This window comes from Paenibacillus catalpae (assembly GCF_900112695.1).
In the GTDB taxonomy this organism is placed as follows: Bacteria; Bacillota; Bacilli; order Paenibacillales; family Paenibacillaceae; genus Pristimantibacillus; species Pristimantibacillus catalpae.
In genome coordinates this window covers 892,497-906,210 of sequence record NZ_FOMT01000002.1, presented here as the reverse complement: position 1 = coordinate 906,210, position 13,714 = coordinate 892,497, and the positions used below count along the sequence as shown (strand labels likewise).

The following is a 13,714-nucleotide window of genomic DNA, read 5'->3' as shown; positions in this document are numbered from 1 at the left end:
CCTTTCATTCCCCTTATAAGTATATGGCTGGGGGGTTGGGTATATACGAATGGAGTGAGTGGGAGATGATGGGGAGTTATCCTTCGACACTGGGCCATGCACTAACACTGCCTATACTATTTGTAGTATTCCGGCGTCTACAACCGGCTACATTGGATTGTATCCAGCGAAATCGTCTAGAACTTGGGCTTTTTGAGCGTACGTTGGATTGTATCCAGCATATTTTCGAATTTGGCAAGTAAATGGCTGGTTAAATGCAAATTATGCTGGATTGAATCCAACCTACCGGCCATCTTCAGCTCTCGGCGCGCCTTGAAATTGGATAAAATCCAACGTAGACACGAGGACTACTCTGTTGGTTGGTGGAGATAAATTTTTTTGTGAGTCAAGAGCTTGGGGCTGACGTCGTAGCAGAGTTTGATCATGGGGTCATCCAGGATGGACAGATTTTTGACCGCAATCATATTGAATCCGTGAGGTGGTCCCTCGAGATAAACACGGTCTGGCGGAATGATCTCAACCGGTTTGCCGGCCATATCGACATTGGAGTTATAATCCCGCAATGCAAATATGTGATATCCGAAGGATTGAAGGTACTTTACGATATCGCTTTGATCGAGTCCGTTGCTCCAATCAACGTAATGGCGATGGACTTCGAATATGATGTGGGGAGCTTCCTCCGCCGGCAGATCCAGCTGGCTTTCTGCACCCTGCAGAACCGTTTGCTCCAGCCCTTCAATATCGAGTAGGATCAGGTCCAGCTTGCTGATCTCCTGCTCCTTCACGTAAGTATCAATGGAGGTGGTAGAGAACACAGCCGGATCCTCCTCGAGGCTCTCAGTCACGAGTTCTGCATGAGCAAAGGAATCATCCCCGATCAGCTTCATCCTGCCCTCTTCGTTTTTCCATAGCCCTAGCCGCCATGCCTTAATATTGCCGAGTCCATTTCGCTCAGCGTTATGCTTCAGCATGTTGTACTGGTCTTTGTTCGGCTCAAAGCAATGTACCGTCCCTTCCTGCCCGGCGAGCTCTTTCGCAACAAGAAGCGCCTGATCGCCAAAGTACGCCCCGCCAATAAGCACGTTTTTGGCTTGCCTCGAGAATATCGTCAGGAGCTTGGTTGTCTGCGGCTCCCAAACATGGTCGGGACAGTCCGGCTCCGACAGCAGAAAATCCCGTGCAATCTTGGTCCGGTAATAGAAATCAAAGGTTAATCCGCTTGCGATCTCCTTCCTGAGGATCGTATTCTCATCGAATATAGCATCGAGTATTGGCCCCGTTATTTCTTCCCTCATATTGATATCGTTCCGGTGCAGTCTGTCTTCCATTTGCTTGATGGCGGCAATCAATTTCTGCTGGTCCATCGATTCACACATCCTTCTCCATTAGGCATGATCCTGAAAAAGAATATGTGACATCCGCCATTTTTAGTAGCCTGTTAACTCCCTCCGGCATAAAAAAAGCATCCAAGCCCCATAAAACGGGACCGGATGCTTAGATTTGAATTAGTTCTGCATAACAAAATCTTTTGCAGCATGCTCATGATCATCATACATTTTGATCGTATTGTATTTCGTATCGCGCTGCGCCGGGATTTTGCCCGATTCACGGATAAGCTGAAGAATAAGTTCAATGTTCACTTTATGAGTGGTGCCTGCAGCCGATACGACGTTCTCTTCGATCATGGTGCTTCCGAAGTCATTGCAGCCGTACGAGAGCGACTGCTTGCCGATATCCGGACCCATCGTAACCCAGGAAGACTGGAAGTTATCGATATTGTCGAGCATGATTCGGCTTACCGCGACCATCTTCAAATACTCTTCCGGCTTCGACTTCTCAACTTTCTTCATGTTCGTGTTGTCCGGTTGGAACGGCCAGCAGATGAAGGCGAGGAAGCCTTTCGAGTCGTAACCGTTCGCAAGGCATTCATCCTGCGCATCGCGGATCCGGAGCAGGTGAAGCGCGCGCTCTTCGGCAGTCTCGCCAAAGCCGTATACCATCGTAGCCGTTGTGTTCATGCCATGACGGTGTGCGGACTTCATAACATCCATCCAGTCCGTCCAGGAGCCCTTCAGACGGCTGATTTTGCGGCGGGTGCGGTCGTCGAGAATCTCGGCACCGCCGCCCGGCAGCGAATCAAGACCAGCTTCGTGAAGCTGGCGGATGACCTCATCAAGCGAGAGGCCTTCGGAAACATCCTTCATCTTCTGAATCTCGGCCGGTGAGAAGGAATGCATCGTAATATCCGGGAAATGCTGCTTGATCTCGCGAAGCAGATCCGTATAGTAGGAGAATGGCAGGTTCGGGTTGGTGCCGCCCTGCATCAGAATCTCCGTACCGCCTACATCAATCGTTTCCTGAATTTTATTAAGTATCGTTTCGTTCGAAAGGACATAGCCCTCATTAGAACCCGGCGCACGGTAGAACGCGCAGAACCGGCAATACACATCGCAAATATTTGTATAGTTGACGTTCCGGCCTACGACAAATGTCGTAATCGGTTCAGGATGGCGTCTCAGCATGAGCTGATTCGCAACCTCGCCCATTTTTTCAATTTCATCGGATTCAAGCAGCGTCACACATTCGTCGAAAGTAATCCGTTCTCCGAGCAGCGCTTTATCCAAAATCTGGTCCAACGTAGACATCGCAAGACCTCCTTATCTTTCCGTTCTTAATAGCTATCAATTCATCCTATCATATCTCGTTCTTGTCCGTCATCTTTCGTATGTTACGGAAAAACGAAAAAACACGGCTTGTCGCATGCGACAGCCGCATTTTTCGCTTATTTTGAAAGAAATTAACCTCGCAGGGCTGAATCCAGATCGGTAATCAGATCTTCGATATCCTCTAGGCCTACGGAGTAACGGACAAGTCCGTCCGTAATTCCGCGCTCGTAACGCACTTCTCTTGGCATTGCCGCATGGGACATTTTGGCCGGGTAGGATAAAATGCTTTCCACGGCGCCGAGGCTAACCGCTACAAGCGGCAGCTGAACGCGGCTGAGAAGCGATGCGGCACGCTCGCCGCTGCCTACGTCGAAGGATACAACAGCTCCGTAGCCCTTCGATTGCTTCTCGTGAATTTCGCGGCCCGGATGATCCTCAAGACCAGGGTAATACACTCTGGTAACCTCCGGATGGTCCGACAGCCATTCTGCCAGCCTGCGGGCACTGCGTTCACTGTGCTCCATGCGGGCCTGAAGAGTCTTCATGCCGCGCATAAGAAGCCAGCTCTCATGAGCACTCAAAACCGCGCCAAGGCCGTTCTGCAGCTGATATAAGCGGCGGCCAAGCGCTTCGTCCTTCGTTACAGCAAGTCCAGCCAATACGTCACTATGGCCGCTCAGAAATTTCGTTGCGCTATGCAGCACAATATCTACGCCAAGCTCGAATGGACGCTGATGGTAAGGAGTCATGAACGTATTGTCGAGCATCGTAAGAAGTCCATGTTCTTTGGCCCAGCCCGTTACACGTGAGATATCGGTAATTTTGAGTGTCGGGTTGGAAGGCGTCTCCATAAAGACTGCTTTCGTATTTGGCTTCAAAGCCGATTGCACCTGATCAAAATCCGTCATATCAACAAAAGTCGTTTCAATATTGAAACGGGTCAATACAGCCGTGAGCAGACGGTATGTACCGCCGTAAACATCCTCCGTCACGATGACATGGTCACCTGCTGACAACAGCATGAAAGCCGTCGAGATGGCAGCCATGCCGGACGCAAACGCAAAACCGCGGGTACCGCCTTCAAGCAAAGCGATATAGTTCTCAAGCGCTTCACGCGTCGGGTTGCCGGAACGGCTGTAATCATGATGCGGCGGATTCATAATATCAGCTTGATGGAAGGTTGATGCCTGGAAAATCGGCGCGCTGGATGCACCTGTTTGCTCATCAATTTCAGCGCCGAAATGGAGCAGCTTGGTCGCAAAGCTGCGTTCGGAAATTTTTTCAAGATTATGCCGGTCACTCATTATTCCTTACGCCTCCCCGATTTCTCGTTTTGCCGCAGCCAAAGCCTGCTCGAGATCTGCAATCAAGTCATCGGCATGCTCAATTCCTACGGAGAAACGAAGAAGACGGTCATCCACACCGATTTTTTGACGAATCTCAACCGGAATGTCCGCATGTGTCTGAACGGCCGGGTAAGTCATAAGCGATTCCACGCCGCCAAGGCTTTCTGCGAAAGCGATCAGCTTAATGTGGCGAAGAATGGGCTCCACATAGCGGGCATCCTTCAAGCGGAAGGAGAAAATGCCCGTATTGCCCGACGATTGCTTGTTCTGCACCTCATGACCTGGATGATGAGGCAGCGCAGGGTAGTAAACATCCTCAATCGCCTCATGCTCCAGCAAGTAGTTCGCAATCGCCGTTGCATTAGACTGATGGCGTTCCATGCGGAGTGCCAGCGTCTTCATGCCGCGCATCAAGAGCCAGGAATCTTGCGGTCCAAGGACAGCGCCAAGCGAGTTATGAAGGAAAGCCATTTGCTCAGACAGCTCTTTCCCTTTCGTTACGATCAGACCTGCAAGGACGTCGTTGTGACCGCCCAAGTATTTGGTCGCGCTGTGCACTACGATGTCCGCACCAAGCTCAATCGGACGCTGGAAGAACGGAGTAAGCAAGGTATTGTCTACAATAGTAAGGAGACCTTTGGACTTCGCCCAAGCGGAAATCCGCTCCAGGTCGGTAATCATCATCAGCGGATTCGTAGGCGTCTCGATCAGAACGGCCTTTGTATTCGACTGGAGCAGCTCGGACATGCCGTCAAGATCATTCGTATCTACATAGGAAGCCGCAACCCCAAATCTCGACATGATTTTTTCAAGCAAACGGTAAGTGCCGCCGTACAAATCAAGCGATACGATCAGGTGATCACCCTGGCTGAACAAAGAGAAGATCGTAGTCAAAGCGGCCATACCGGAGCTGCAGGCAAAACCTGCATCACCGGATTCAAGCTGAGCAGCCGCTTCTTCCAGCACGGTACGTGTCGGGCTTTTGGTACGGGCATAATCAAAACCAGTGCTTTGGCCAAGCTGAGGATGGCGGAATGCGGTTGCCTGATAGACCGGGAAGCTGATCGCACCCGTAACTGGCTCCTTCACGGAGCCGATTTGCGCAAGATGACTTTCCATTTTCATAAAATTCGTCCGTCTCCTTCTATACGTTAGTAGATATTTATTTAGATACCTGCACCCAAATCATAAGGCGTTTGTTGGTATACATAATAGTTCAACCAATTCGAGAACAGCAGGTTCGCATGGGAACGCCATGTCGAATAAGGCAATTTTTCCGGATTATCTCCCGGGAAATAGTTCTTCGGAAGCTCAACTTCCATGCCTTTAGCTTTGTCGCGGTCATATTCATACTTCAGTGTAAGAGGGTCGTATTCCGAATGCCCGCTGACAAAAACTTGTCTGCCGTCTTTCGAAGCTACAATATATACGCCGGAATCCTCGGACTCGGACAAAATTTCCAAATCCCCGATTTGTTCAATATCCTCGCGGCGAACCTCGGTATGTCGGGATTGCGGAACAAAGAACATTTCATCAAAGCCGCGGAGCAGATTAACGTTCTGCTTCTCGGTCGTATGCGGGAACACGCCAAAAATCTTCTTATCCAGATCGTATTTCGGAACACCGTAATGATGGTAAAGGCCAGCCTGTGAGGCCCAACAGATATGGAAGGTCGACGTAACCTGACGTCTGCTCCAATCCATAATGTCCTTCAGTTCTTCCCAATAATTCACGTCTTCGAAAGACAGATGTTCCACCGGAGCGCCTGTAATAACAAGACCGTCATAATACTGATCTTTAATATCATCGAACGTCTTATAAAAAGATTCAAGATGTTCATGCGATGTATTTTTGGACGTATGAGTCTTCGGATGCAGCAGTACAATCTCGACCTGCAGCGGTGTATTGCCAATCAGACGAAGAAGCTGCGTTTCGGTCGTTTCTTTGGTGGGCATCAAGTTCAATATGGCAATCCGCAACGGACGGATATCTTGATGGAAAGCGGTGCTTTCATCCATAACGAAAATGTTCTCATTGTTCAAAATCTCTTTGGCTGGTAAAAAATCAGGTACTTTAATCGGCATTGCAATTCACTCCTTTGCTTCGATATCGGCTTTCTCAACGCAAAAAAGACCCTTTCTGCCGTGAGAAAAGGTCGTGCGCTCGTCAAAAAAAGAGCTCTCGCCTCCCTCATCTCTCAGAAACTAAAGTTTCCGCAAGAATTAGCACCGTGCTTACGCCGGTTGCCGGGCTTCATCGGGCTAGTCCCTCCGCCTGCTCTTGATAAGAAAGTGGTTCTATTCGGTTGTCGAATTCCAATTCTATTCTTAACTTTAATGGATTCCGTCATTCGCGTCAAGGACGTTATTTACATATGCTGTAGAAGGTCATTTTAAAGGGCGTTCGTCCTATATTTCCGCTTGAATGTCAAGTGTATGCAGGAGTATACTAGACAAGGATTAAAAGCCAATTTTTCAAGAACAATAAAGGGTAAAGGAGTGCAAACAGACATGGAAGGCGACCGACCTAAGCCTGACAACAATCGAATACGGCAGCTGCCGGATCTACCGTTGCTCAAGCGGGCGCTTACGCTTTAAGTCCGTTCTTTTGCACATTCATCCGGCAGTGTCTCCGTTTCAAAAGAGAGGAGAAGCTCGGATGAAAATTCGTCATGTAAACAATGGGGTATTCACCCTGATCGAAGACATTAATGAAACGCTGGTTCCTGCCGCGGAAGGCTTCTATTGGATTGATGCCGACGTTGAGGATCTTGCTATCCTGCAGCCGCTGTTTGGCATGCATGATCTGGCCGTCGAGGACTGCCTGAGCGAAGAGGAGCAGCGCCCTAAACTTGAAATTTATGAAAACCAATATTTTATTGTTATTAACAGTATCCGGTTTGATGACGAGGAAATTTTCCTGCGCGCGCTGAACATCTTTCTAGGACGTCATTATATTATTACCATTACGAAGCAAAAGCTGAACGAACTTCGCAGCTTGAAACCCATTCTGTGGGAGCAGGAAGTTAACCGGCCGGACTATTTCCTATACCATCTGGTCGACATCGTTGTCGACAATTACTTCCTCGTTGGTGACCGGATCGACAACCGGATCGAGATGCTGGAAGAAGATATATTAATGAATACAAAAAAATCGCATCTGAACGAAATCATCGGTTTGCGCGGCGAGATTTTGTGGCTGAAGAAAGTGCTTGGTCCGCAAAAGGATCTCATCGCCACGCTGAACAAGCGGGATTTGAAACTGATTGATGACCAGCTGCAAAAGTACTTCAGCGACATTTATGAGAACGCCGTAAAAATCGCCGAGTCTTTCGACACGTATCGAGAGCTCATGGGCAACTTACGAGAAGCTTATCAGTCGAGTATCTCCGCCAGGGCGAACGAAATCATGCGCGTGTTCACCGCGATGACGACCATATTCATGCCACTGACCTTTATTACCGGGATCTATGGGATGAACTTCGACTTTATTCCGGGGATGCATGTGCGCGGCGGATCGATTATTCTGCTTGGCATAATGATGGTGCTCGGTGCAGGGATGCTGATTGTGTTTAGGAAGAAAAACTGGTTGTAATGCGGGAATGTGGGAGCCGCCCTGGTGTTGGGGCGGCTTTTTTTGCGCGCTGGCTGGTCGGCAGCTTGTGGAGCGTTCGGGGCAGCGGGTCGGGGCTGGGTCGGCGTGCTTCGGGGACGGGGGGATCTCCTTTCAGCCGCTGTTGTCCGTTCTTATCTTGAATCAATTTTCAAGTGGTGGATAAGAACGGACAAAGGCGGTCGTTACACTCTTCAATGGAGATCTCCCCCTTACCCCTGCGCCCCTCCCAGCCCCTCCCCAGCCCCTTCCTTGCTCCCTGCCGCCCTCCCTGCACCTCCCGCAGCGCCGCCGCCCAAAACCCCAGGCGGCTCTGGAGGTGGGACCGGGATGTAGGCTCAGGTGCTGCGCACGAGCCTGGTTCCGTACCAGATTAGTTACTTTAAAATGCAATAAAGACCCTCATAGGGTCCTATAGCATTACTATACCGTTACTTTCGCACGTATTGCCATCAGTCACTAACTCATAAGACCCCGACAGGGTCTTATGGATAAGTAGCACAATAAGGCCCTCGCGGGGTCTTATTGCGTCACTATCCCGCTATGGCCAACGGTCCATAAGCTCCTGACAGATCATATTCGTACCACTTAAGCTCCTTACAGACACAAAAAAAGACCCAACGGGTCTTTTTGCTTATCGCCTGAATTAAGCTTCGTCGTACAAATTCGCCGACAGGTAACGCTCGCCTGTGTCCGGGAAAAGGACTACGATGGTTTTGTCCTTGTTCTCCTCGCGCTTGGCGAGCTCGCTGGCTGCGAATGCCGCAGCGCCGGAAGAAATACCGACCAGCAAGCCTTCACTGCGTGCCAGATGCCGGGAAGTACGGTAAGCATCTTCGTTTTTCACCTTGATAATCTCATCAACGACCGAGGCGTTATAGTTATCCGGCACAAACCCGGCACCGATGCCCTGTATCAAATGGGGACCTCGTTCGCCGCCGGATAATACCGGTGAGTTGAACGGCTCAACGGCTACGATCTGAACTTTCGGATTCAGCTGCTTCAGCCTCTCTCCTACACCCGAGATCGTACCGCCTGTACCAACGCCCGCTACAAAAATATCGACCTGACCGTCGGTATCACGCCAAATTTCTTCCGCTGTTGTATGCTTGTGAACTTCCGGATTCGCAGGATTGCTGAATTGCATCGGTATGTAGGCGTTTGGAATTTGGGCTGCGAGCTCATCCGCTTTCCGGATCGCTCCCGACATGCCTTCCGATGCGGGCGTAAGCACCAGCTCTGCTCCAAGCGCTTCCAGCAGCTTCCGGCGTTCAATGCTAAACGACTCCGGCAGAATAATAATTAAGCGGTAGCCTAATGCGGCTGCTGCGAAAGCCAGCGCAATCCCCGTGTTGCCGCTCGTTGGTTCAATAATGACGGAACCCGGGACCAGCTTGCCTTTTTCCTCGGCATCCTTAATCATCGCAAAACCTATCCGGTCTTTCACACTGCCCGCGGGGTTAAAGTATTCTAGTTTGGCTATAACTTTCGCAAGCGACTCCTGATTCTTATTGTAATGAGTGAGCTCGAGCAATGGTGTATTGCCGATCAACTCCGTTAAATTGCTATAAATGTTTGGCATTTCATATCGCACCTTTCTTCATGGATCTCATCCTATTATAGCATTAACGAGATCTGACTGTTGCATGCTCAAGCCTTCCCTTCTTCTGCCGCTTCACGCGCACCTTTATCCAGGTTGACCTTCCACAACAAGGCAATTCCGATCAGGAAGAAAGCAATAAGAGACAGAATCGCCACCCGGCTGGACCCGGTTATCGTGCCCACAACCGAGAATACAAGCGGCCCCGCAAAAGAGGAGAACTTGCTCGACAGCGATAAAAAGCCAAAAAACTCGCCAGTCCGTGACGGCGGTACCAGATTGGCATAGATGGAACGAGCCACGGCCTGGCTTCCTCCCTGGACCAAACCAACCATGATGGCAAGCGCATAGAAATGTATGGCGCTTGTCATAAAGAAACCAAGCCCTACAATAACTACGTAGATCATCAATGCAAAATAAAGCATCCGTTTGGAGCCGAAACGGCCGGCCAGCTTGCCAAACAGAATGGTGCAAGGCCATCCAACAAACTGTGTAATAAGCAGAGCAATGATCAGATCACTTGTCTCAATCCCGATGCCCGCGCCGTAAATCGTGGCCATTACAATAACCGTATTAATCCCGTCGTTAAAAAACCAGAATGAAGCCATATACTTCAGCAGCTCAGGATACCGCTTAAGGATAGAGAAGGTCTCCTTTATCCGGACAAAGCCTGCCCGGACTACCTCTCCTGTTCCCTGATGACCATGAGCTTTTCTCACTTCCTTAACCGAACGGAGAATCGGCAAAGAGAAGAACAGCCACCAGATCCCTACAGAAATAAAGACCATTTGGGTAGCGAAGGTTTTGCTCGGAAAACCAAGCTTCTCCCATCCTTCGATCATAATGACATTAATAAGCAGGAGTAAGCCGCCTCCGGCATATCCATAAGCATAGCCCTGCGCGCTTACGCGATCCCTTAACTTCTGCGGCACGCCGTCAGCCAGCATCGCGTCATAAAACGTATTTCCTCCCGAGTAACCGATGGAACCTAACACCATCAAGATCGAGGCAAGCAGCCAATCCCCTTCCCCGGCAAAGGCCATAAACACACTGGATAATACGCCAAGCAGCATAAATACCGACAGAAACTTCAGCTTGGAGCCTGTGTAATCCGCAATAGCCCCAAGGATCGGCGATAGAATAGCGACCAGCAGCATCGCAATGCTTTGGGTATAGCCCCAATAGGTCTCCGCACTGTTGCCGGCCAGATCTGCGGCCGCAACATCGGAATAATAAACCGGCAGCACCGCCGCCATCATCGTTGTGGCAAATGCCGAGTTTGCCCAGTCGTACATTTTCCAGCCACGCAATGCTCTTTGATCCAGCATAAACGCCCCCAATTTATGTATTGGCTATACTTCAGCAATAGTTCGACGGACCCCCATTTATTCCTCTTAAAAGCAATGGCCATACAAAAAAATAACATTACCGTTTGTGGTAATTCATGCTTCGAAAGCATCTTCTTAAGAATTTTTGAAGCTTGACCGCTTTTTTGCTGTAATCATCCATATGCTTTATAATAATAAGTGATCATGTTCGAGGGGGAATGGAATTGAATATTAGCCAGCTTGAAACGCTCCTCACCATATCAAAGACGATGAGCTTCCGCAAAGCCGGCGAACTGCTGAACTTGACTCAGCCAGCCGTCTCTGCTCAAATTAAAACACTTGAGGACGAATTCAAGACCGTTCTCATTGATCGCAATCAGCCAGTTACCCTCACCGACCACGGAAAAGTTTTTCTGGAGCACGCGGAGCGGATCCTGGCGGTTGTCGAGGAATTAAAGCAGAAGCTGTCCGATTTGAATGCGATACCTCAGGGCCATATCGTGCTCGGAACAACCTCATCCATGGCCATTCAGATATTGCCCCGGGTGTTATCATACTTCCAGGACCAGTACCCGCTTATCAAAACAACCATCCATACAATGCCTTCCTCGCAGGTTTTAGCAAGCGTAGAGAACGGTTCGGTCGATATCGGCATTACTTACATTTCGGAAAAAAATCCGAACATGGACACATCTATTCTTTATTACGATTCCTTTGTCCTTGTTGCTTCTCCCGCTCATCCATTGAGTCAAGTTGTGCATACTAACATTCATATGATCAAGGATTTGCCCTTTATCATGCTTGCGCCTGACACCTTGGGCCGTCGGTTCCTGGACCAGATCTTCAAGAAAAATAATATCCAGCCGAATATAATTATGGAGTTGTCGAGCAGTGAAGAAGTGAAGCGGATGGTCGAGATTAATCTTGGCATTGCGGTCGTATCCAAGCTGTCCATTGCCAACGAATTAAAACTCGGCTCACTCAAGATCATTAAAGTAGTAGAGCTTGAACCGTATCACCCGGTAGCTGTCGTATACAAATCCGGCAGATATTTAAATACAGCCATGCAGCAGTTCTTAAGCGACTTAAAAGGCATGCCTGAGCAATCATTTCTTGGCAGCGAGTAAATCTCAGCCATTCTTTTTCATGCTTACGAAGTAAGAATCACTACAAATGGCCAAAACTTTGGCCGTTTAGGCAGCCATTCTTTTAGGAGGAACTATAATGAAATTCGATTTGCATACCCATCACGAACGTTGCGGCCACGCCAACGGCACGATCGAAGATTATATTATTGCCGCACTAGACGCAGGTCTTCAAGTTATAGGCATCTCCGACCACTCGCCGTATTTCGGCAGCGAGCAGGATCAGCCTTTTCCCGGCATTGCGATGGCCCGAAGTGACTTCAAGAGCTATGTAGACGAGGTCCTTCGCCTGAAGGAAAAGTACAAAGGCCGTATTGAAGTATTGCTTGGCATGGAATCGGATTTCTTCCCGAAACATGCGGAGACTTACCGGGATGCCTACAAGGATGTACCGTTTGATTATTTGATCGGTTCTGTCCATCAAGTCAGCGGAGTCAGCATCTTTAACCGCAACCGATGGAAAGGCTTGTCCAATGAAAAGCAGATTTCGGAAAAATCGTCGTATTATGACCTGATCCAGCAATCCGCACGCAGCGGTATGTTTGACATATTAGGCCATATCGACGCGATGAAGGGCTATTATCCGGCCTTCTCGGACATTCCCGCGGACGAAGTAATTGACGATACGCTGCGCGTAATTGCCAAGCATGATATTGCCATTGAGATTAATACTTCCGGCAGCACCAAGGACGTTGGCGGCTGGTATCCTTCCGATGCGATTCTGGAGAGAGCGCTTCACTTTGGGGTCAATGTTACTTTTGGCTCTGACGCCCATAAGCCAAGCCGTGTAGGCGATGAATTCGAGCTTGTGCGCAAGCGCCTGAAGGAAATCGGCTTCTCGCAGTGGGTGTTCTACCGCAAACGCCAGCAAATCGTACTTCCGCTGTAAAATAGAAAGTAACCGCTTTGCACATTGCAAAGCGGTTTTTTATATCCGGACAAAAAAAGTGGACCTGTGCGCTCACAGGTCCAAAATCGATATATTAAAAGGGGGTCTTGTTTATTATAATAGCCTAATAATATGTTTGTACCGTAACAGAACTATTTCATTTGTGTAACAAATTCGGGCAGGAGATGACATCTGATGTGGCTGGCAATCGCGGTCGGCAGCGCTTTGCTGTTTGGACTTGCAGGCTGGTGGATGAAGGTAAGCCAAATGCGCCGGGGACATGTCTCGGTTATGCTGTTCGGGCTGTATGCCTCGGGAACGGCGGGCTTTGGTATTCATGCAGCAGGAGAAGGATCGATTCATCAATTAACGGATTACCGGGTATGGCTGGCCGGGGTCATTATCGGGGCTGGCTCTGCTCTTGGCAATGCTTTATTTATGAAAGCGCTGGATTACGGTCCCGCAGCCTTAACATCCCCGCTTACGAACATGAATATCGTACTTGTTATTGCGCTTGGCACTCTATATTACGGAGAAACCTTGCAGTGGACGGAAGGAACCGGCATTGCTCTGCTGCTGGCCGCTGTTGTAATGATCAATTACAAAAAACAATCAGTTCCTTCCTCCGTTCAGTCACAATGGTACCTGTATGTGGCCGCAGCCATTCTGTTCTTTACCTTCCGTAACGGCGGACTTAAGGTGACTGAAGAGCTTGGTTTATCAAGCGCCCCCATCCTGTTTATCGGATATGCGTTATCCTTGATCTGGTTTGCCTTCCCGCTTCGCAAAGCTGCAGATTCTGCAGCCGTCAGGACAGGCCTAAAGCTGGGGCTATTGGCCGGCGTTTTCTCATATGGCGGACTTCAGTTATATGCTATCGCCTTGGCGACCGGTCCATCCAACCTGGCTGCACCAATCTTTGCGACGAATAGTCTTGTTGTTGCGGCAGGCTCCATCCTCGTTTATAAAGAAAAACTGAACCGGGCGCAATGGGCTGCTTTTCTCCTGACGATTGCCGGGCTGTTTATTATCCGAATCTAACTTCCTTTCCTAAACACAAAAAAGCACCCGGAGCCTGTTCATCACAGGTTCCAGAGGTGCTTTTCCCTATTTATATTATTTTAGGCA

At 49.3% G+C, this 13,714-nt stretch carries 11 protein-coding genes and 1 riboswitch; of the genes, 4 read left to right on the top strand and 7 right to left on the bottom strand.

The genetic code is table 11. The features are described from left to right. Positions 1–347 precede the first annotated feature (347 nt). The 5 genes from BM200_RS11800 to metA form a co-directional block, all read right to left on the bottom strand. On the bottom strand, positions 348–1,364 hold the full coding sequence (locus tag BM200_RS11800) for an FkbM family methyltransferase (RefSeq protein ID WP_091185375.1): 1,017 nt from the start codon (positions 1,362–1,364) through the stop codon (positions 348–350). A gap of 141 nt (positions 1,365–1,505) precedes the next feature. Further along, the gene (gene mqnC, locus BM200_RS11795; RefSeq protein ID WP_091185373.1) at positions 1,506–2,645 is read right to left on the bottom strand and encodes a cyclic dehypoxanthinyl futalosine synthase; all 1,140 of its coding nucleotides are present in this window, start codon (positions 2,643–2,645) and stop codon (positions 1,506–1,508) included. 152 nt (positions 2,646–2,797) lie between these two features. Continuing rightward, on the bottom strand, positions 2,798–3,970 hold the full coding sequence (locus BM200_RS11790) for an aminotransferase class I/II-fold pyridoxal phosphate-dependent enzyme (protein WP_091185371.1): 1,173 nt from the start codon (positions 3,968–3,970) through the stop codon (positions 2,798–2,800). Between the two features lie 6 nt (positions 3,971–3,976). After that, positions 3,977–5,137, bottom strand: coding sequence for an aminotransferase class I/II-fold pyridoxal phosphate-dependent enzyme (locus BM200_RS11785; RefSeq protein WP_091185369.1), 1,161 nt, complete (start codon positions 5,135–5,137; stop codon positions 3,977–3,979). 41 nt (positions 5,138–5,178) lie between these two features. Then, the gene (gene metA, locus BM200_RS11780) at positions 5,179–6,096 is read right to left on the bottom strand and encodes a homoserine O-acetyltransferase MetA (RefSeq protein WP_091185366.1); all 918 of its coding nucleotides are present in this window, start codon (positions 6,094–6,096) and stop codon (positions 5,179–5,181) included. 103 nt (positions 6,097–6,199) lie between these two features. Continuing rightward, a riboswitch (SAM riboswitch) is annotated at positions 6,200–6,302 on the bottom strand. Between the two features lie 368 nt (positions 6,303–6,670). On the opposite strand from metA, the gene corA reads away from it, so the two are divergent. Then, a complete protein-coding gene (gene corA, locus BM200_RS11775; protein ID WP_091185363.1) occupies positions 6,671–7,606 on the top strand; it encodes a magnesium/cobalt transporter CorA in 936 nt (311 codons plus the stop codon). Positions 7,607–8,270: 664 nt separating this feature from the next. Here corA and cysK read toward each other — a convergent pair. Further along, a complete protein-coding gene (gene cysK / locus BM200_RS11770; RefSeq protein WP_091185359.1) occupies positions 8,271–9,206 on the bottom strand; it encodes a cysteine synthase A in 936 nt (311 codons plus the stop codon). A gap of 68 nt (positions 9,207–9,274) precedes the next feature. After that, a complete protein-coding gene (locus BM200_RS11765; RefSeq protein WP_342716324.1) occupies positions 9,275–10,552 on the bottom strand; it encodes an MFS transporter in 1,278 nt (425 codons plus the stop codon). 224 nt (positions 10,553–10,776) lie between these two features. Between BM200_RS11765 and BM200_RS11760 the strand changes: the two genes are divergently transcribed. From BM200_RS11760 to BM200_RS11750, 3 genes are all read left to right on the top strand, one after another. Further along, positions 10,777–11,679, top strand: a complete 903-nt coding sequence (locus tag BM200_RS11760) for a LysR family transcriptional regulator (protein WP_091185357.1) — start codon at positions 10,777–10,779, stop codon at positions 11,677–11,679. Positions 11,680–11,776: 97 nt separating this feature from the next. Continuing rightward, positions 11,777–12,586, top strand: a complete 810-nt coding sequence (locus BM200_RS11755) for a histidinol-phosphatase (protein WP_091185355.1) — start codon at positions 11,777–11,779, stop codon at positions 12,584–12,586. A gap of 195 nt (positions 12,587–12,781) precedes the next feature. After that, positions 12,782–13,627, top strand: coding sequence for a DMT family transporter (locus BM200_RS11750; protein ID WP_091185353.1), 846 nt, complete (start codon positions 12,782–12,784; stop codon positions 13,625–13,627). Positions 13,628–13,714: the final 87 nt, after the last annotated feature.